Here is a 19,209-nt window from a genome sequence, read left to right as displayed (position 1 = left end):
GGCTGCGCTCAGGCGACGACGACGGCGTCCGGGGTGGTCGTGGTGAGGCGCATGCGCACCGGGACCTCGTCGCCGATCTGCGGGGGAGTCAGCCCGGCCGGCAGCGAGAGGAGGCTGCACTGCATGTGCGGCGGCTCCGCGAACCTCGGCATGACGCCGGAGACGGTGAACGGCGAGCGCACCCGGTGCGCCGCCTCGAGCACGCCCTCGGCCACTGCGATGGCCCGTGAACGTGCGGTGGCTGCCGACGACGGGCTCTCCATGGCGACACCGTGCGAGGTGCCGCCGCTGACGACCACGATGTGCCCAGCGGGGAGCGGCCGCTGGCGGTAGCCGACGCGCGTGCCCTTGGTGACGGGCCTCACGTCGAGCACGTGCGCGCGCACCTCGTAGGAGCCCTTGTCGGCGTACCAGAGGTCGGTGCCGATGCGGGGCCGAAACTCGTGCTCCGGGAAACGCGCTGCGAGAGTGGACAGCTCACCTGTCGACACGTGCGACACGAACCACGTGCGCTCGCCCGGAACGGCGGCGATGAAGCGCGAGATCTCCTCGACGTGGCCCGTCCCGAGAGGCAGGTGCACGGTGACCCCGACCGCATCGGCGAAGCCCGCAAGCTCCGCCACATCAGCCACTGGCGTGCCGTAGCGGTTCATCGAGGTGAGCCCCTCGACGACGACCCGCGCCTCGCTGGAGGCTCCGCGCAGGCTGTCGAGGTCGGACTGCGTGGTCACCGTGTGCACGACGCGTCGGTCGACGAGGTCGGGCAGCTCGGCGTGGATCGCGGCGCGGTAGGGCTCCATCACAAGGACGTCGCCAGTGAACGCAGCGAGGGCAGACGCCACCTCGGCGTACGCCCCGACGGCGACCATCGGCACCCCCAGCCGGGCAGCCTCGATGCAGAGCAGGTTTCGGCCGAAGCCGTAGCCGTTGCCCTTGACGACCGGGACGACCCCGGGGTGGGCGGCCACGAACCGGTCGTGGCCGGCGCGCCAGCTCTCAGCGTCGACGTGCAGGACGAAGGACACGGGCGCTCACCGCCGCTTCATGTAGAGGTCGAAAGCCTTGTACAGCAACCGATTCAACGGCAGGTCCCACTCGCCGGCCAAGCGCACGGCCTCGCCACCCGTACCCACCTTGAAACGGATGAGCCCGATGTGGGCGTTGTCGGTGTCGACGGTGTTGGTGATGCCGCGCAGGTCGTAGACGCCGGCTCCTGCAGCCAGGGCGTCCTGCATCATCCGCCACTGGATCGCCGTCGAGCCCTGCAGCTCGCGCTTGGCCGAGGTCGACGCACCGTAGGAGTACCACGCGTGCTCGCCGACCCGGATGAAGATCGTCGCCGCCAGGACGTCGGCCTCGTGCTCGGCCAGGTAGACGCGGATCCGGGCGGGATCCTCCGCCGACAGTGCCGCATACATGGCCTGGAAGTAGGCGAGCCCGCGCGGAGTGAAGCGGTCGCGCTCGGCCGTCTCGACGTAGGTGCGGTGGAAGGCGGGCAGGTCGGACGCGTCCCCCTCTCGGACGGTGACCCCGTTCTTCGCGGTCTTCTTGATGTTGCGCCGCCACAGCTGGTTCATCCCGGCAAGCACGTCGGCCTCGGTGCGGCCCGCCAGCGGCACCTGGAAGACGTACTCCGGCTGGCCCGCGGCGAAGCCGTCGTCAGGGCTGAGGTGCCGGAAGCCCAGCCGCGCCAGCTCGGCGACGACCGCGGTCCCGACCGGCTCGACGACGTCGGGCGTCGCTTCGTCGTAGCGACGGACAGCTGGGTCGGCGATGGCCGCCTTGATCGTCTCCGCACCCCAGCGGTGGGTGGCAACGGGCGGTCCGAGCCGCAGGGCGAAGGCGCCCTTGGCCTTGAGGTGGTCGCGCAGGGCGCGCAGCACCTCGACCAGCCGTGGTGACGACCAGTCGATGCACGGGCCTTCGGGGACGTAGGCGAGCGAGCGCTTGATCCGAGGGAGCGAGCGGTGCAGCACGAGTGCCGCGCCGACCATCTGCTCGCCCTCGAACCAGCCCACCGACTCCGAGCGCCACTCTTTCTTGACGTCCGCCCAGGCGGGCGTCTGCAGGAAGCTCGCCGACGGCTGGGTCCGCAGCCAGGCGAGGTGCTCGGCTGCGGTGATGTCACGAACGGAGATGGGCGCGTTCACGCTGGCTCACGCTACCCGAGGGCTCGGCTCCCTCAGGCCGCGGATCGCCGGGCTCGCCGGTCGCGCCGCCTCCAACCCGTGATCGGCACGGACAAGGCGTCGAGAGCACCCCGGAACGGCTCCTAGAATGGAGGGGTTGTCCGGCCGCTGACGTAGTGCGGCACCGATAGGAGGAATGCCGTGATCGTCGCCACCGGGATCGAGCTGCGCGCGGGAGCGCGTCTGCTGCTGGAGGATGCGAGCTTCCGCATCGACTCCGGCGACCGCATCGGCCTCGTCGGGCGCAACGGCGCCGGCAAGACCACGCTGACCAAGGTTCTCGCCGGCGAAGGGCAGCCGGCCGCCGGCACCGTGACGCGCACCGGCGCTGTCGGCTACCTGCCGCAGGACCCACGGACCGGCGACCTCGAGATCCTCGCCCGCGACCGCATCCTCTCCGCCCGGGGCCTCGACGCCATCGTGCGCGAGCGCTCCGAGGCGGAGGCGCGCATGGGCAGCGAGGACGAGAAGGTCCGGGACAAGGCGATGCGCAAGTACGCGCGGCTCGAGGTGGAGTTCGAGGCGCAGGGCGGCTATGCCGCGGAGTCCGAGGCCGCGTCGATCGCGAGCGCGCTGGGGCTCGACGAGCGCATCCTCGGTCAACCGCTCAAGACGCTCTCCGGTGGTCAGCGCCGGCGCGTCGAGCTGTCACGGATCCTCTTCTCCGGCAACGAGACGCTGCTCCTCGACGAGCCGACCAACCACCTCGACGCCGACTCGATCGTGTGGCTGCGCGAGTACCTCCGCTCCTACAAGGGTGGGCTCATCATCATCAGCCACGACGCGGAGATGCTGGACGCCGTCGTCAACAAGGTCTACCACCTCGACGCCAACCGCTCGGCTCTCGACATCTACAACGTCAGCTGGAAGACCTACCTGCAGTCGCGCGAGACCGACGAGAAGCGCCGGCGCCGCGAGCTGCAGAACGCCCAGAAGAAGGCGGGCGCACTCCTCGCGCAGGCGGACAAGATGCGGGCCAAGGCGACCAAGGCGACCGCGGCCCAGAACATGGCCAAGCGCGCCGAGCGCCTGCTCGCCGGTGTCGAGGGCGAGCGGGTCCAGGACAAGGTCGCCAAGCTGCGCTTCCCGAAGCCGGCCGCCTGCGGCAAGACGCCGCTGCGCGCCAACGGCCTCTCGCGGTCCTACGGCTCGCTCGAGGTCTTCACCGACGTCGACCTCGCCATCGACCGCGGCAGCAAGGTCGTCGTGCTCGGCCTCAACGGCGCCGGCAAGACGACGCTGCTGCGGATGCTGGCCGGCGTGGACGCCCCCGACACGGGTGAGGTCGAGCCCGGCCACGGCCTGCGCCTCGGTTACTACGCCCAGGAGCACGAGAACCTGGACGTCACGCGCTCGGTGCTGGAGAACATGAAGTCGGCCGCGCCCGAGCTGGGCGAGACCGAGGTGCGCAAGGTCCTCGGCTCCTTCCTGTTCTCGGGCGACGACGTCCACAAGCCGGCCGGGGTGCTGTCGGGTGGGGAGAAGACCCGCCTGTCGCTCGCCCTGCTCGTCGTGTCGGCGGCCAACGTCCTGCTGCTCGACGAGCCGACCAACAACCTCGACCCGGCGTCGCGCGCCGAGATCCTCGGTGCCCTCAAGACGTACGAGGGCGCCGTCGTCCTGGTGACGCACGACGAGGGAGCGGTGGACGCCCTCGAGCCGGAGCGCATCCTGCTGCTGCCCGACGGCGTCGAGGACCTGTGGGGGCCCGATTACAAGGACCTCATCTCCCTCGCCTGACGGGCGCCACTGGCTAGGTTGTCGCCATGACTTCAGGGACGAGGGCACGACGGCGGCGCGAGACGCGCTCGAGCACGGGTGAGAACCGCCTCTGGCCGGCGGCCGCGGTCGTCGTCGCCGTACTGGCGTATGCCGTCCTGCCCGAGAGCGTGCTCGTCGGACCGCGCCTGGCCATCCCGGTCGTCGAGCTCGTCCTGCTCGGTGCGCTGCTCGTGACGAACCCGCGCCGCATGGTGCGCCAGTCCCGGTGGTCGCGCATCGCGTCGATCGCGCTCGCCTGTGTCGTCATCGCCACGAACCTCGTGGCCCTCGGCATGCTGGTGCGCAGCCTCACGTCCTCGTCGGACGCCGGCGCCCAAGGTCTGCTGCTCGCCGGCATGCAGGTGTGGCTGACCAACGTCATCGGCTTCGCGCTCCTCTTCTGGGAGATCGACCGCGGCGGCCCGGTGGCGCGCCACACGGTGGCGCGCGATCGCATGCCCCCGGCTGACTGGCGGTTCTCGCAGGACGAGAACCAGGACACGATCACCGAGGTCGCCGCGACGTCGAGCGAGCGCAGCAACTGGAGGCCCGAGTTCATCGACTACCTCTACGTGTCCCTGACGAACTCCAGTGCCTTCAGCCCGACCGACACGATGCCGCTCTCGGCGCGGGCCAAGGCCCTGATGGGCCTCGAGGCCACGGCCGCCCTGCTCACCTCGCTGCTCGTCGTGGCGCGGGCGGTGGGTGCCCTCGGGCAGTGACGGCTCCGGTCTCGCATAACTGGCGCCTGTGAATCACATAATGGACTGTTATTGATTTTGCAAGGTCGCCTCTGCACACTGGGTGTCATGCCGACCGACCACCACCTCACCTGCCCGTACTGCACGGGCGACGGGGTCACGCCGTTTCCAGACCCGACCTCCGCGTGGTCGTGCCTGGACTGCGCGCGCGTCTTCCGCGTCGAGCTGGTCCAGCCGGTGCCCGTCAGCGGCTGGGGCGTCCTGCGCGTGGTCCCGCCGGCACGCGCGCACTCGACCGCTGCCTGATCCGGGCTGCCCGTGGAGGGCCGGAGGTAGCCTCCGTCCATGACGCATCCGCACCTTCGGGTCGAGACCGACGGGCCCGTCCGCACCCTCACGCTCGACAACCCGGAGAAGCGCAACGCCCAGACGCCGTCGCTGTGGGCGGCGCTCGCCAACGAAGCCCGCTCGGTTCCCCGGGACGTACGCGTCGTCGTCCTGCGCGGCGCGGGAGATGCCTTCTCCGCCGGCATCGACACCGCGATGTTCACCCCGGAGGGTGTGCCCGGCGAGGAGAGCGTGGTCGAGCTCGCCCGGGGAGGCGCGGATTTCATCGAACGGGGGATCTCGGCATACCAGCAGGGATTCACGGCGTGGGGTCACTGCCCGGCCGTGGTCGTCGCGCAGGTGCACGGCTATGCGATCGGCGCGGGCTTCCAGCTGGCTCTTGCGGCCGACCTGCGCATCGCGGCCCTGGACGCCTGGTTCGCGATGCGGGAGACGAGCCTGGGGCTCGTGCCCGACCTCGGCGGCACCGGGCCGCTGGTCCACCTCGTGGGCTACTCGCGGGCGCTCGAGATCTGTGCGACGGGTCGGAAGGTCTCGGCGCCCGAGGCGCAGAACATCGGCCTGGTGGGCTCGTTGGCGCCGGCCGCCGACCTCGAGGAGGCGACCGGCTCGCTGGTCGAGGCGCTGCTGTCGGCTCCGGATACGGCGCTGCGCGCGCTCAAGCCCCTCCTGCTGGGCGCGGTGAGGGCAGACCGTGAGGAGCAGCTGGCACGGGAGCGGGCGACCCAGACCGGCTTGCTGCTGGGCATGCTCGGCGGCTCCCCAGGCTGAGGCTCGGTGAGCCGTGTGCCCCACTGCAGGGGCCCGAGGGAATCGCTGTCGGTGCCGCGCGGTTGGATGAAGGGACGACAGGAGGTCCCGTATGGGCATGCAGCCGTGGATGGCGATGCGATCGATGTCACGTGACGCGTCCGTGGCCGAGAGGAGCCTCTCACCGGGGACCCGTCGCCGGGTACTGACGTATGCCGCGCCCTACCGGACGGCCATCATCGCCTTCCTCGCCGTCGTGGTGCTCGACTCTGTCCTCGTGGTGACGGTCCCGTTGCTGCTCAAGAGCCTCGTCGACGACGGCGTCATCCCGAAGGACTCAGCCGTCGTGGTGCGGCTCGCGCTGGTGGTGGCCGTCATCGCCGTGGCCGACGCCCTTCTCACGGTGGTCTCCCGCTGGTACTCCTCCCGGATCGGCGAGGGCCTGATCAACGACCTGCGCACGCAGGTGTTCGGGCACGTGCTGCGCCAGCCCATCGCCTTCTTCACGCGCGCCCAGACCGGCTCCCTGGTCTCCCGCCTCAACAACGACGTCGTGGGCGCCCAGCAGGCGTTCACCTCGGTGCTGTCCAACGTCGTCTCCAACGTCGTGTCGGTCGTGCTCGTGATCGGCGCCATGCTCGCGCTCTCGTGGCAGCTGACGGTCGGCTCCCTCCTGCTCGTGCCTCTCTTCCTCATCCCGGCCAAGCTCATGGGCCGGCGCCTCGCCGCCCTCGCGCACCGTCAGATGACGCTCAACGCCGACATGGGCACGCGCATGACCGAGCGCTTCAACGTCGCGGGAGCCCTGCTCGTCAAGCTGTTCGGCACCCCGTCGCGTGAGGAGGCCGAGTACGCCGAGCGCGCTGGCCGCGTCCGTGACATCGGCATCCAGATCGCCCTCAACCGCACGATCTTCATGGCCGCCCTCACCCTGGTCGCCGCCCTCGCGACGGCCATGATCTACGGCTTCGGTGGAGTCATGGCTGTCAACGGCACGCTGTCGGTCGGCACGCTGCTGGCCCTCGCAGCCCTGCTCGCACGGCTCTACGGCCCGCTCACGTCACTGTCCAACGTCCGCGTGGACATCATGACGGCCCTGATCTCCTTCGAGCGGGTCTTCGAGGTCCTGGACCTGCAGCCGCTCGTCAAGGAGCTCCCCGGCGCCGCGCCCCTGCCCGAGGGGCCGCTCGGCGTCGAGCTCGAGCACGTCTCGTTCCGCTACCCCTCAGCCGACGAGGTGTCCCTGGCCTCGCTCGAGTCCGTCGCGTCGGGCGACCGTCGCGGCAGCGGGGTCGTGCTGCACGACATCACCGTCACGGCCCCCGCCGGGCACCTCGTCGCCCTGGTCGGGCCCTCCGGTGCCGGCAAGACGACCCTGACCTCTCTCGTGTCGCGGCTCTACGACCCGAGCGACGGCACCGTGCGTATCGGCGGGCGCGACCTGCGCGAGGTGACCATGACCTCGCTGCGCGACCGCGTCGGCGTCGTCACGCAGGAGGCCCACCTCTTCCACGACACCATCCGCGCCAACCTGCTCTACGCCCGACCGGAGGCCACCGACGAGCAGATTCACGCGGCTCTGCGGGCGGCCCAGATCAGCGACCTCGTCGAGGAGCTCCCCGAGGGCCTCGACACGGTCGTCGGCGACCGCGGCCACCGCCTGAGCGGTGGCGAGAAGCAGCGCCTCGCCATCGCGCGGCTGCTCCTGAAGGCGCCCGACGTGGTCGTGCTCGACGAGGCGACCGCGCACCTCGACTCGGAGTCCGAGGTCGCGGTGCAGCGGGCCCTCGATGCAGCCCTCGAGGGCCGCACCTCGATCGTCATCGCCCACCGGCTCTCGACCATCCGCCAGGCCGACCTCATCGTCGTGCTCGACCACGGGCGTGTCGTCCAGACCGGACGCCACTCCCAGCTGCTCGCGGCAGGCGGGCTCTACGCCGACCTGCACGCGACGCAGTTCGACGACCGGGCGGTCGAGCGCGTGGAGCGGCACCAGAACGGCGACGTCCCGGGAGATCCGTCCACCGAGGCGTCCAAGCTGCTCGGGCACCTCTGAGCAGGGCTCGCGCCGCCAGGGCGGAGCTCAGCGGAACAGCTGCTGCAGTGCCCAGGTGTTGCCGTCGGGGTCGCTCAGGTGGGCGTACTTCACGCCGCCCATGTCCTGGACCGGTGACACGTCGACGCCATTGCGGGTCAGCAGCTCGTGGGCCTGCTCCACGTCGTCCACGACGAGGTGGAGGTTCTGCACCCGAGGGGCGTCGGGCGCGCTCATCCCGACGCCGATGACGATCGAGCAGCTCGACCCCGGCGGCGTCAGCTGCACCACACGCATCCCGTTGCCCGGTTCGACGTCGTGGTCGAGCACGAAGCCCATGCCGTCGACGTAGAACGCCTTGCTGGCGTCGACATCTGTGGTCGGCAACGGGACGAGCTCCAGGCGCATCTGCACAGCGGATCTCCTTGGTGGTGTTTCACGAGGGGTGTGGCTTCTGACCCTCTCACCTCGTGGGCCCCAGCGGTGTCGGGACACCCGTCAGGCGTCCTCCTCGTCCCAGATACGCACCTTCTTGGGCCTGGCCGGCGCAGCGTCCGGGCCGGCCTGCTCGAGGCGGCCGGCTGCGGCCTCGCGGCGGATCGCGAAGAGAATGAAGACCAGCCCGCCGGGCATGAAGAGCCACCACTGGTAGGCGTACGCCTGGTGCGGCCCGAGGTCCTCCTCGGGGCGGGGGAGCAGTCGCAGCGGGTGGGCGCCCGCCACGGGGGTCGGCCGCTGCTCGCCGAGGACGAGGTAGGCGTTCACCGGGCTCAGTGACGGCACCTGCAGGCGCGCGTCGGTGACGCTGACGCTCGCCAGCTGGGGGTGGGGCAGGTCGCGCCCCAGGCTCACCTCCCCGGTGCGCAGCCAGCCCGTGACCCTCACCGGTCCGGACGGGGGTGGGTCGACCGGGGGGCTCGTCTCCGCATCCGCGGCGTTGGGCACCCAGCCGCGGTCGACGAGCAGCGTCAGGCCGTCAGTCTGCAGGGGGGTGAGCACCTCGAAGCCGACCGTCTGGTCGAGCGTGCGGTTGCGCACGAGCAGGTCGCTGCCGGTGGCATACGTCCCCGTCGCGGTCACCCGCGTCCACTGGCGCTCCGCCGGGAGGGGCGACTCGACGAGCGAGGGGGCGAACGCCGCGGGGGCGGCGCCGTAGTTGCGGGAGATGGCGTCGACCTTCGTGCGTTGCTCGACGTGCCGGTGCCACTGCCACAGGCCCAGGTAGAAGCAGGCGACCCCGAAGATGATCGCGACGAGGGTCGACAGCAGCCAGCGCCGCGTCAGCCAGAGTCGAACCACCCATCGACGGTACCCCGGCCTAGAGTGGAGACCATGACCCACCTTCCGGACCCGAGCGTTCGACCGGCAGGCCTGGCCGACCAGTTCGGCCGGGCGGCCCGCGACCTGCGCGTGTCGGTGACCGACCGCTGCAACCTGCGCTGCACGTACTGCATGCCTGCCGAGGGCCTTCCGTGGATGCCCAAGGCGGAGATGCTGACCGACGAGGAGCTGCTGCGGATCATCGGCATCTTCGTGCGCGACGGCGTGACGCAGGTGCGCCTCACGGGGGGCGAGCCGCTGCTGCGCCGCTCGCTCGTCGACCTCGTCGCCGGCATCGCGGCTCTCGAGCCGCGGCCGCGGATCGCTATGACGACCAACGGGGTGGGGCTGGAGCGCGTCGCCAGGGGACTCAAGGCGGCGGGTCTCGACCGGGTCAACGTCAGCCTCGACACCATCGACTCCGAGACCTTCACGCAGCTGACCCGCCGGGACCGGCTCGCCGACGTCGAGGCCGGCCTCATGGCCGCCGCCGATGCCGGCCTGACCCCGGTCAAGGTGAACGCGGTCGCCATGCGGGGCATCAACGACGACTCGGTCGCCGACGTCCTCGCCTGGTGCCTCGAGCGCGGCTACGAGCTGCGTTTCATCGAGCAGATGCCGCTCGACGCGCAGCACGCGTGGGACCGCAACCAGATGATCACCGCCGCCGAGATCCAGGAGCGTCTCTCGCGCCGGTGGCAGCTCACACCGCTGCCCGCGGCCGACCGGGGGAGCGCACCGGCCGAGCGCTTCCTCGTCGACGGCGGACCCCAGACCGTCGGCATCATCGCCAGCGTCAGCGCACCGTTCTGCGCCGCCTGCGACCGCACCCGCCTCACCGCGGACGGACAGGTACGCAACTGTCTCTTCTCCACCACGGAGACCGACCTGCGCGGGCCGCTGCGCGAGGGCGCGACCGACGACGAGCTGCTCGGCCTCATGCGCGGCGAGATGTGGCGCAAGCGGCGCGGCCACGGCATCGGTGACCCCGACTTCGTGCAGCCCGACCGCCCCATGTCCGCCATCGGCGGCTGACGCGCGGCCCGGTGTCGCGTCGCTCCCACGGGAGCCGGGGCTGGTTTGATGTGCGCATGGATCCCGTGGTGCGTGTCTCTGGTGGCCTCGTCCGTGGTGTGAACCGGGACGGCGTGAACGCCTTCCTCGGCCTCCCGTACGCCGCGCCGGCGGTAGGGGTCGACCGCTACCGGGCACCTGCGCCGGTCCTCCCTTGGGAAGGGGAGCGGGCAGCGACCGAGCACGGCCCGACCGCAGCGCAGTCGGCCTACCCGGCACCGATGGACGCCGTGCTGCCGAGCTCGGTGGCTCCCGGTGACGACTACCTCAACGTCAGCGTGTGGGCGCCCGAGGACGCCACGGCACTGCCGGTGATGGTGTGGATCCACGGCGGCGCCTTCGTGCGCGGCGCCAACTCGGTGCCCACGTATGACGGTGCCGCCTTCGCACGGGACGGCGTCGTGGTGGTGGGCGTCAACTACCGCCTGGGTGTGCCGGGCTTCGCGGTGCTCGAGGGAGCCCCGACCAACCTGGGGCTGCGTGACCAGGTCGCGGCGCTCGAGTGGGTGCGCGACAACGTCGCCGCCTTTGGTGGCAACCCCGACGACGTGACGGTGTTCGGCGAGTCTGCCGGCGGCATGAGCGTGGCGACACTCATGACCTCGCCGGTCGCGCACGGGCTCTTCCACAAGGCCGTCGTCCAGAGTGGTGGCGGCATGGCGGTCTGCACGCTCGACGACGCACGCCGGGTCAGCGCCGAGATCGCCGCCCACCTCGGGGTGCCGGCCACGGCCGAGGCCTTCGGCGCGCTCGACCCCGACGTCGTGGTGGCCGCCCAGTCCGCCGTGGCGCTGGCCATCCAGACGGACCCGGACCCGCGGCGGTGGGGCGCGTCGGTGCTGCGCGGAGGACTCGGGATCATGAGTCTCTTCCCGGTCGTCGACGGCGACGTCGTGCCCGGAGTGCCCGAGGAGCGCATCGGTGAGGGAGCTGCGGCCGGGATCCCACTGCTCATCGGGACGACGCGCGATGAGTTCCGCCTCTTCCTGGTGCCCACCGGCGTCGCCGCGGGGGTCACCGCAGAGGTGTTGCCGCTGTTGGCCCAGCGGTATGGCTGGCCGGAGCACGCACTGGAGACGTATGCCGCGAACCGCCCGACGGCGTCCCCCGGCGACGTCGCCTGCGCGATCCTGACCGATGCCGCCTTCCGCGCTCCCACGGCCCGCCTGGCCGCCGCGCACCACGCCGCGGGCGGAGCGGTCCAGGTGTACGAGTTCGACTGGGAGACGCCCGTGGCCGGACTGGGCGCGTGCCACGCGCTCGAGCTGGCCTTCGTCTTCGACACCCTCGACGGCGCCGTGCCGATGGTGGGAGACGACGCCCCGCATGACCTGGCCGCGCAGATGCACCGGGCCTGGGTGAGCTTCGGCCGCAGCGGCGACACGGGATGGCCGACGTGGTCGCCCGAGCGCCCCGCCGTCATGACGTTCGGCGTCGCGTCGTCCGTGGCCCCGGCGCCTCGGGCCGACGAGCTCGCGCTCTGGGGCTGAGGGTCCGCTCCTGCGGATCCGTCAGCCGTCGGCCTCGGTCAGGTGCTCGACGGGGACGACCTCGATGAGGAAGCCACGCAGAGCCACGAAGTCGGCCAGGCTCTTCTCGTGGTCGTCGCAGGCGAGCCACACCTTGCGGCGGGAGGCGGCGTGCAGTTTCGGGTTGTTCCAGACGACCGCACGGCTCGCGGACCGACGGCAGCCCTTGGCGCTGCAGACATGGTCAGCGCCGCCGTCCGAGGGGGAGGACAGCGGCGCCGGCTCGTGGGAGCTCACGGCTCGATGCGTGGGGTGTCGTCACGGGGAGTGACGGACTGGATGCTGCCCGCCTGTCGCGGGCTCACGGCGTTGGCCACCACCACGGCGACGTAGGGGATGAAGACGGCGGCGAGCACGGCGGTCCAGCGCAGCCAGCCCGACGTCACGAAGACGAGGCCGAAGCAGGCGATGCGGATGCCCATCATCGTCAAGTAGCGACGGACCCGCTGGTCCTGGTCGTCCGTCGTGGAGGTCGACGCCGAGGTGACGGTGTGCACCACGGGTTGGTTCTTGGCTCTTGGCACCTCTCCACCATAAGCCTGTTCGAGCGGGTGCCTGTGGGTGCTGTCTACCCTTCGGTAGTCCGTTAGGTTTCGGGCAGTGACAGCGACCCGGCAGCGGCCGGACGGATGGAGGACGCACAGTGTCAACGACCCAGGCGCGCAACGTGCTGGTGACCGGAGGCAACCGCGGCATCGGCCTGGCGATCGCGAGGGCTTTCGCCGCCGCCGGTGACAACGTCGTCATCACGCACCGGTCCGGCGAGCCGCCCGAGGGCCTGCGAGGCGTCATCTGCGAGGTGACCGACTCGGCCTCCGTCGATGCCGCCTTCACGGCCGCCGAGGAGATCTTCGGCGGGCCCGTGGAGGTGCTGGTCGCCAACGCCGGCATCACCCGCGACACCCTGCTGATGCGCATGAGCGACGAGGAGTTCGACTCCGTTCTCGACACGAACCTCGCCGGTGCCTTCCGCTGCGCCCGGCGCGCGTCGACCGGCATGATCCGCAAGCGCCGCGGGCGGATCGTCCTGATCAGCAGCGTCGTGGGCCTCTACGGCTCGCCGGGCCAGACCAACTACGCCGCGTCCAAGGCGGGCCTCGTCGGGCTGGCCCGGTCGATCTCGCGCGAGCTCGGCGGCCGGGGCATCACCGCCAACGTCGTCGCGCCCGGCTTCATCGACACCGAGATGACGGCAGTGCTGCCCGAGGAGCAGAAGAAGACCTACCTCTCCACCATCCCAGCGGGCCGGTTCGCCACCCCGGAGGAGGTCGCGTCTGTCGTCCGCTTCGTCGCGAGCGACGACGCCGGCTACATCACCGGTGCCGTCATCCCCGTCGACGGCGGGCTCGGCATGGGCCACTGAGCCACCCACGGCATACGGTCGTATGCCGTGAGCATCCTTGCGTAGCAAGCCTCTTCACCACACGAGAAAGTCGCAGGCATGGGAATCCTCGAAGGCAAGAAGCTCCTCATCACCGGCGTCCTGATGGACAGCTCGATCGCGTTCCACGTCGCGAAGACCGCACAGCAGGAGGGCGCGACGGTCGTGCTCACCTCCTTCGGCCGGACGATGAGGATCACCCAGACCATCGCCAAGCGCCTCCCCGAGACGCCGGCGGTCATCGAGCTCGACGTGGCCGACCAGGAGCACCTCGACACGCTCGCCGATCGTCTGCGCGAGCACGTCGACGGGCTGGACGGTGTGCTGCACTCCATCGGTTTCGCTCCCCAGGGCGCCTTCAACTTCCTCGAGGGCTCCTGGGAGGACGTGTCGACGGCACTGCAGATCTCCGCCTACAGCCTCAAGTCGCTCGCCGTCGCGGCGCTTCCCCTGATGTCCGACGGCGGGGCGGTCGTCGGCCTCACCTTCGACGCCAAGTTCGCGTGGCCGGTCTACGACTGGATGGGCGTGGCCAAGGCCGCCTTCGAGTCGACCAACCGCTACCTCGCCCGCGACCTCGGTCCGAAGAACGTGCGCTGCAACCTCGTCGCGGCCGGACCGATCCGCACGACGGCGGCCAAGTCGATCCCGGGTTTCGAGCAGTTCGAACAGGTCTGGGACGAGCGGGCGCCGCTCGGCTGGGACGTCAACGACCCGGTGCCCGCGGCCAAGGCCTGTGCGGCGCTGCTCTCGGACTGGTTCCCGGCGACCACGGGCGAGATCGTCCACGTCGACGGAGGCGTCCACGCGATGGGACAGTGACGGCGCGCCGTCTCTGCAGCTCTCGCTAGAGTCCTGCCCATGCCTCACGCCGGGACCCAGACCGATGCCCTGACGACGGATCCCGAGGCGGTGTCGCGGGTCCCCGCCGACGCCGTCCGTGTCGACGAGGTGCGGGTGCTCGACGGGCCCAACCTCTACTTCTCGCGGCCCGCGATCAAGGTCATCCTGCACGTGCCCGGCTACCTCGACCTGAAGCGCACCGACGCCGAGGCCTTGGCCCGCCGGCTCGGGATGCGCTCGGCGCGGCCCGGCAAGCGGGGGACGGCCCTGCGCCAGCGCTTCGTCATGCGCGTCATCCGCACCGTCACCCGACGTGTCGGCACCGAGATCGGCGCCGGGCGCCTGGGCGTACGCGTTCGGGCCGGTCAGACCGTCGACGACGTGGTGCTCGCGTTCCCGTGGGTGCACCGCACGCGTGGACGTGTCGCGGGCGAGCAGGTCGGTGCCGTGATGGCCGGGTTGCTCGACCCGGCAACGCGTGCCGACGACGTGATCGAGCAGGCCGCGGCCGTCATCCTCGCGGCGCCCGACGGGCCCGGGCCCAGCGTCATCACCCCGAGCGTGCCCGTCGCCTCGGTGACCGGCACGAACGGCAAGACGACCACGACGCGCCTCATGGCGCACATCTGCATGACGGCGGGCCTGCGGACCGCGTGGAGCTCCACCGACGGCATCGTCGTCATGGGAGAGACCAAGGAGGAGGGCGACTTCTCCGGTCCGGCCGGCGCCCGGGGGGTGCTCGAGACCCCCGGCCTCGACGTCGGCATCCTCGAGACCGCCCGGGGCGGCATGCTGCTCAGGGGGATGGGGGTCACGGCCAACGACGTCAGCGTCGTCACGAACGTCAGCGCCGACCACCTCGGGCTGCAGGGCATCGACACCCTCGACCAGCTCGCCGAGGTCAAGGCGATCGTCACCACGGTCACCAAACCACAGGGCTGGGTGGTGCTCAACGGCGACGACCCCCGGGTCTGGGCGATGCACTTCGGGATCAGGGCCAAGCCGTGGGCGTTCAGCCTCGACCCGGCCTCGCCCGCGCTGTGGGAGTCGATCAACGCCGGTGGCCGCGGGATCACCGTCCTCGACGGCGAGATCGTCGTCCTGTCGTCCAACGGCGACCCCGACCGGTTGGTCAAGATCGTCGACGTCCCGATGACGCTCAGCGGGCTCTCCCGCAACAACATCGCCAACGCCCTCGCCGGTGCGGCGGCCGCCCTCGGCCTCGGCGTCCCCCGCTCAGCGGTCGTCGAGGGGCTGCGCACCTTCGCGCCCAACCCGGAGCACAACTGGGGCCGGCTCAACACGTACACGCTCCCGCTCCCGAACGGGGGCAGGGCGACGGTCATCATGGACATGGCCCACAACGAGGCGGGCCTCGAGGCGCTGCTCGAGGTGGCCCGCGGACTGGCCGCGCCGGGCGGCGCCGTGCGCCTGGGCCTCGGCTGCGCCGGGGACCGCGCCGACGAGGCCATCGTCGCGATGGGCGAGATCGCCGGTCACTCCGCCGAGGAGGTCGTCCTGAAGATCGCCCGCCACTACCTGCGCGGACGCCAGCCGGAGGAGCTGCTCGGCCTCTTCCGCGAGGGCCTGGCGAAGGTGGGCGTGCTCGACGTGCCGGACTACGACACGGAGCTGGAGTCCTTCCAGGCGATCGTGCCGCACGCCCTCGACGGTGACGTCATCGCCCTGATGTGCCACGCGGAGCGGACGGAGGTCCACGCCTGGATCCGCGATCAGGGCGGCAAGGTCGACGACGCCAAGGCGATCCGCCGCAAGGTCGTGGCCGCGCGCGGCGAGCACGAGCTCGAGGCCGAGATCGCGGCGCTCTGGGAGACCGACGACGACCACGCCAGGCTGGCCGTGGCGCAGCAGCTCGTCGACGGCCGCCCCGGCGACCCGCGCCTGGTGTTCGAGCTCGCCGGCGCGAAGGACGCCATGGGCGACGAGCAGGGCGCCATCGGGCTCTACGAGCAGGCGCTGGCCGGCGGCCTGCGCGAGCCGCACCGCCACCGTGCGCAGCTGCAGCTCGCGTCCAGCCTGCGCGTCGTGGGTCGGGCCGCCGAGGCGCAGGCTGTCGTGGCCGACGTGCTCGAGGCACGGCCGCACAACACGGCGGCGCTCATGCTGCGCGCCCTCGTGCAGGCCGACCTCGGCCAGGAGCGCCAGGCTGTCGCCGACCTGATCCGCTCGACGCTGGAGGCGACGACAGACGTCGACACCCAGACCTACCGCCGAGCCCTGCGGGCGTATGCCGACGAGCTCGCCCCGGTGAGCGACTGAGGGCCACCAGGGCGTGGGAAAGTGCCCACTCGACGGCTGACGCAACGTCGAGTGGGCACTTTCCCGCGTACCAAGGGTGGGTTAGGGGCCCGCTCGACGTCAGACGGCGGTGTCGTCGGCCATCTCGGGCTGGGCGTCGGACGGCACGGCGCCGAGGGCCTCACCCTCGGCCTCGTCGCCCTCGGCCTCGGCCGTCTCGGTGAGCGTGCTCGGGTCGAGGTCGGGGTCGCTCGTGGCCGCGGCGGGCGTGCCGATGCGGGCGCCCGCCTGCGCGTGCTTGGTGCGCTCCTCGAGCTCGGCGACCACCCGGGCGTGCTGGTCCACGCACAGGACGACGAGGTCGCCGGGGTTGGTGCGGGCGAGGACGTGCCGCGTGGCCTCCAGCTCGTCCAGCACGATCTCGACCTGTCGACAGCGCGCACCGTCCTGCATCGCGGCCTTCGCGCCCTCGGCGACCAGTGCGGCCGTCTCGCCCGGCTTGCGTCCGCGCAGGCGCGCGTCCTCGCGTACGACCAGTACGTCGAAGTGGTGGGCCGCGACGGCGCCTAGCTCACGGATGTCGTCGTCTCGCCGGTCGCCCGCCGCGCCGATCATGCCGATGCGCGAGGTGCGGCCGAGGTCCGACTGGCCCTGCTTCTGGTCGGCATAGCGGTCGACGAAGGCGCCGAGCTCCTGCATGCCGGCGGGGTTGTGGCAGTAGTCGACGAACACCTCGGCGTTGCCGACCTGCACGAGGTTGAGCCGGCCGGGGGAGAGGTAGTAGGTCGTCGCGAAGGTGCGCAGGCCCTGCCGGATGTCGTGCAGCGGGGCGTCGGCGGCAAAGGCTGCACCCGCCGCAGCGAGGGCGTTCGCGATGTTGAAGCGCGCCGCGCCGCCGAACGTGGACGGCAGAAGGTGCGTCCATGCCAGCTGCATGCTGCGCCGTCCGTGCTTGATGACGATCATCTCGCCGCGGTCGCTCGGCTCGAGCACCACGGCGCGGCCGCCGCGCCGGCAGTGGTCGTCGACGAACTCGCGGACCTCGCTGCCGGGCTCGGCCATGGAGAACCACACGATGCCGCCGGAGCAGCGCCGTCGCATGTTGCGCACGTGCGGGTCGTCGGCGTTGAGCACGGCGAAACCGTCCCGTGGCACCGCCTCGACGATGACGGCCTTGACGTCGGCCAGCTGGCGGAGGGTGTCGATGCCCTTCATCCCCAGGTGGTCCGGGGCGATGTTGGTGACGACCGCGATGTCGTTGCGGTCGTAGCCGAGGCCCTCGCGCAGGATGCCGCCGCGCGCCACCTCCATGACGGCGAAGTCGACGCGGGGGTTCTGCAGCACCATCCGCGCCGACCGCGGGCCAGAGGCGTCGGCCTTGATGACGAGGCGCTCGTCGATGACGACGCCGTCGGTGGAGGTCATGCCGACCTTGCGGCCGAGGCCCTTGAAGATGTGGGCGATCATCCGCGCGGTCGTCGTCTTGCCGTTGGTGCCGGTGACGGCGACGATCGGCACGCGCGACTGCGCGCCCGGCGGGAAGAGCAGGTCGACGACGGGTTTGGCGATGAACTGCGGCTCACCCACCGTGGGGTGCGTGTGCATGCGGAAGCCGGGCGCCGCGTTGACCTCGCAGATGGCCCCGCCGGTCTCCCGGACCGGGTAGGTGATGTCGGGGCAGATGAAGTCGATCCCCGCGACGTCGAGGCCGACGATGCGCGCGGCCTCCTCGGCGATCTCGACGTTGTCCGGGTGGGCGTCGAAGGTGCGGTCGATGGAGATTCCGCCGGTCGACATGTTGCCGGTGAGCGCGAGCTTGACCATCTCGCCCTCGGGCGGCACCGACTCCAGGGCGTGGCCTTGGCCGGCGAGGACCTCGAGCGCGTTGGCGTCGACCTTGATCTTGGTGAGGACCTTCTCGTGACCCACGCCGCGGCGGGGGTCGGCGTTCGTGATCTCGACGAGCTCGGCGACGGTGTGCCTGCCGTCGCCCACGACGTGTGCAGGCACCCGCTCGGCGATCGCTTGCATCCGGCCGCCCACGATGAGGCAGCGGTAGTCGCGTCCGGTCACGAAGGACTCGACGACGATGGTGCCGCGGCGCGACTCCGCCTTGGCGATGTCGTAGGCCTTCTCGACCTCCTCGTCGCTCTGCAGGTTGAGGCAGACGCCCCGGCCGTGGTTGCCGTCCAGCGGCTTGACGACCACGGGGAAGCCGATGCGTCGGGCGGCCTCGAGCGTGCCGTGCAACGTGCGCACGGCCTCCTGCTTGGGCACCGGTAGCCCGGCCGAGCCGAGCAGCTTGGCGGTGAGGTCCTTGTCGCCGGCGATGTCGACGGCGAGGGCGCCGGTCCTCGACGTCATGGTGGCGCGGATGCGCTGGGCGTGGACGCCCTGCCCGAGCTGGACGAGGGAGGCGGAGTTCAGCCGGATGTATGGGATGTCCCGCGCGGCGGCCTCCTCGAGGATCGCGGCCGTCGAGGGCCCGAACGCGACGCGCTCGGCCTGGCGCAGGAAGGCGTTGAACTCGGTCTCGAAGTCGAAGCCGTCCTCGGCGTCGACGAGGTGGTTGAGGAGGCGGACGGCGAGCTTGCCGGCGGCGACTCCCACCGTCTCGTCGGTGTAGCTGTAGACGACGTTGTAGTGGCCGGGTTTGCCCTTGATGGCGCGCGTCTTGCCGCGACGCGAGTCGTGGCCGGCGAGCGTCTGCAGCTGCAGCGCCACGTGCTCGGCGACGTGCCCCAGCCAGGTGCCCTCGCGGAGCCGCTCGACGAAGCCGCCACGGCGACCCAGCGAGCAGGTGTGTCGCTCCAGGCCGGGGACGAGCTCGAGCAGCTGGTCCGTGAAGCCGGGCAGCGAGACCGTCGGGTACTCCTCGAGGCTGCCGAGGTCGACGACGAGATGGACCGCCTGCTGGTAGCTCCAGACGTTCGGTCCGCGGTAGATCCGGGTCTCGAGGATCGTCAGGTCCGGGCGGGCCGGTCCTGTTGGGGTGGGTACCTCGACGGCCATGGAGCTC

General features: G+C 71.3%; 17 protein-coding genes. 10 read left to right on the top strand and 7 right to left on the bottom strand.

Annotation, left to right across the window (positions count from 1 at the left end; all coding sequences use genetic code 11):
- Window positions 1–8 precede the first annotated feature (8 nt).
- On the bottom strand, window positions 9–1,025 hold the full coding sequence (locus AC3WRT_RS10230) for an alanine racemase (RefSeq protein WP_492721508.1): 1,017 nt from the start codon (window positions 1,023–1,025) through the stop codon (window positions 9–11).
- 6 nt (window positions 1,026–1,031) lie between these two features.
- Entirely contained in the window at window positions 1,032–2,150 is a 1,119-nt protein-coding gene (locus AC3WRT_RS10225; protein WP_492721506.1) for a lipid II:glycine glycyltransferase FemX, read from the bottom strand.
- Window positions 2,151–2,330: 180 nt separating this feature from the next.
- Here AC3WRT_RS10225 and AC3WRT_RS10220 point away from each other — a divergent pair, with 180 nt between their 5' ends.
- From AC3WRT_RS10220 to AC3WRT_RS10200, 5 genes are all read left to right on the top strand, one after another.
- Complete coding sequence (locus AC3WRT_RS10220; RefSeq protein WP_492721505.1) at window positions 2,331–3,929, top strand: ABC-F family ATP-binding cassette domain-containing protein; 1,599 nt, start codon at window positions 2,331–2,333, stop codon at window positions 3,927–3,929.
- A 26-nt stretch (window positions 3,930–3,955) separates the two neighbouring features.
- Window positions 3,956–4,672: a hypothetical protein gene (locus tag AC3WRT_RS10215; RefSeq protein ID WP_492721503.1), complete on the top strand. Its 717-nt coding sequence runs from the start codon at window positions 3,956–3,958 to the stop codon at window positions 4,670–4,672.
- 87 nt (window positions 4,673–4,759) lie between these two features.
- Window positions 4,760–4,957: a hypothetical protein gene (locus AC3WRT_RS10210; RefSeq protein WP_492721501.1), complete on the top strand. Its 198-nt coding sequence runs from the start codon at window positions 4,760–4,762 to the stop codon at window positions 4,955–4,957.
- 39 nt (window positions 4,958–4,996) lie between these two features.
- Complete coding sequence (locus AC3WRT_RS10205) at window positions 4,997–5,770, top strand: enoyl-CoA hydratase/isomerase family protein (protein ID WP_492721499.1); 774 nt, start codon at window positions 4,997–4,999, stop codon at window positions 5,768–5,770.
- A gap of 91 nt (window positions 5,771–5,861) precedes the next feature.
- Entirely contained in the window at window positions 5,862–7,805 is a 1,944-nt protein-coding gene (locus AC3WRT_RS10200; protein WP_492721497.1) for an ABC transporter ATP-binding protein, read from the top strand.
- A 27-nt stretch (window positions 7,806–7,832) separates the two neighbouring features.
- Here the strand turns inward: AC3WRT_RS10200 and AC3WRT_RS10195 are convergent, their stop codons facing one another.
- Complete coding sequence (locus tag AC3WRT_RS10195) at window positions 7,833–8,198, bottom strand: VOC family protein (protein WP_492721495.1); 366 nt, start codon at window positions 8,196–8,198, stop codon at window positions 7,833–7,835.
- Between the two features lie 84 nt (window positions 8,199–8,282).
- Entirely contained in the window at window positions 8,283–9,083 is an 801-nt protein-coding gene (locus AC3WRT_RS10190; protein ID WP_492721493.1) for an SURF1 family cytochrome oxidase biogenesis protein, read from the bottom strand.
- Window positions 9,084–9,116: 33 nt separating this feature from the next.
- Here AC3WRT_RS10190 and moaA point away from each other — a divergent pair, with 33 nt between their 5' ends.
- Both moaA and AC3WRT_RS10180 read left to right on the top strand, forming a co-directional pair.
- Entirely contained in the window at window positions 9,117–10,139 is a 1,023-nt protein-coding gene (moaA, locus tag AC3WRT_RS10185) for a GTP 3',8-cyclase MoaA (RefSeq protein WP_492721491.1), read from the top strand.
- Window positions 10,140–10,195: 56 nt separating this feature from the next.
- Window positions 10,196–11,668, top strand: a complete 1,473-nt coding sequence (locus AC3WRT_RS10180; protein WP_492721490.1) for a carboxylesterase/lipase family protein — start codon at window positions 10,196–10,198, stop codon at window positions 11,666–11,668.
- 21 nt (window positions 11,669–11,689) lie between these two features.
- Here AC3WRT_RS10180 and AC3WRT_RS10175 read toward each other — a convergent pair whose 3' ends face one another.
- Together AC3WRT_RS10175 and AC3WRT_RS10170 are read right to left on the bottom strand one after the other, a co-directional pair.
- Window positions 11,690–11,944, bottom strand: coding sequence for a hypothetical protein (locus AC3WRT_RS10175; protein ID WP_492721488.1), 255 nt, complete (start codon window positions 11,942–11,944; stop codon window positions 11,690–11,692).
- Entirely contained in the window at window positions 11,941–12,231 is a 291-nt protein-coding gene (locus AC3WRT_RS10170; protein ID WP_492721486.1) for a DUF3099 domain-containing protein, read from the bottom strand. Before AC3WRT_RS10170 ends, AC3WRT_RS10175 begins: the two co-directional genes overlap by 4 nt.
- Window positions 12,232–12,350: 119 nt before the next feature.
- Here AC3WRT_RS10170 and AC3WRT_RS10165 point away from each other — a divergent pair, with 119 nt between their 5' ends.
- From AC3WRT_RS10165 to AC3WRT_RS10155, 3 genes are all read left to right on the top strand, one after another.
- Window positions 12,351–13,070, top strand: a complete 720-nt coding sequence (locus AC3WRT_RS10165; protein ID WP_492721484.1) for a beta-ketoacyl-ACP reductase — start codon at window positions 12,351–12,353, stop codon at window positions 13,068–13,070.
- A gap of 78 nt (window positions 13,071–13,148) precedes the next feature.
- A complete protein-coding gene (fabI, locus tag AC3WRT_RS10160; RefSeq protein WP_492721483.1) occupies window positions 13,149–13,910 on the top strand; it encodes an enoyl-ACP reductase FabI in 762 nt (253 codons plus the stop codon).
- A gap of 39 nt (window positions 13,911–13,949) precedes the next feature.
- Window positions 13,950–16,211 (top strand): tetratricopeptide repeat protein, encoded by a 2,262-nt coding sequence (locus AC3WRT_RS10155; RefSeq protein ID WP_492721481.1) that lies wholly within the window; start codon window positions 13,950–13,952, stop codon window positions 16,209–16,211.
- A 99-nt stretch (window positions 16,212–16,310) separates the two neighbouring features.
- Here AC3WRT_RS10155 and cphA read toward each other — a convergent pair whose 3' ends face one another.
- The gene (cphA, locus tag AC3WRT_RS10150) at window positions 16,311–19,202 is read right to left on the bottom strand and encodes a cyanophycin synthetase (protein ID WP_492721479.1); all 2,892 of its coding nucleotides are present in this window, start codon (window positions 19,200–19,202) and stop codon (window positions 16,311–16,313) included.
- Window positions 19,203–19,209: the final 7 nt, after the last annotated feature.

Source organism: Terrabacter sp. FW104-15G4B, from assembly GCF_058790095.1.
This window is presented reverse-complemented; position numbering and strand designations above follow the sequence as displayed.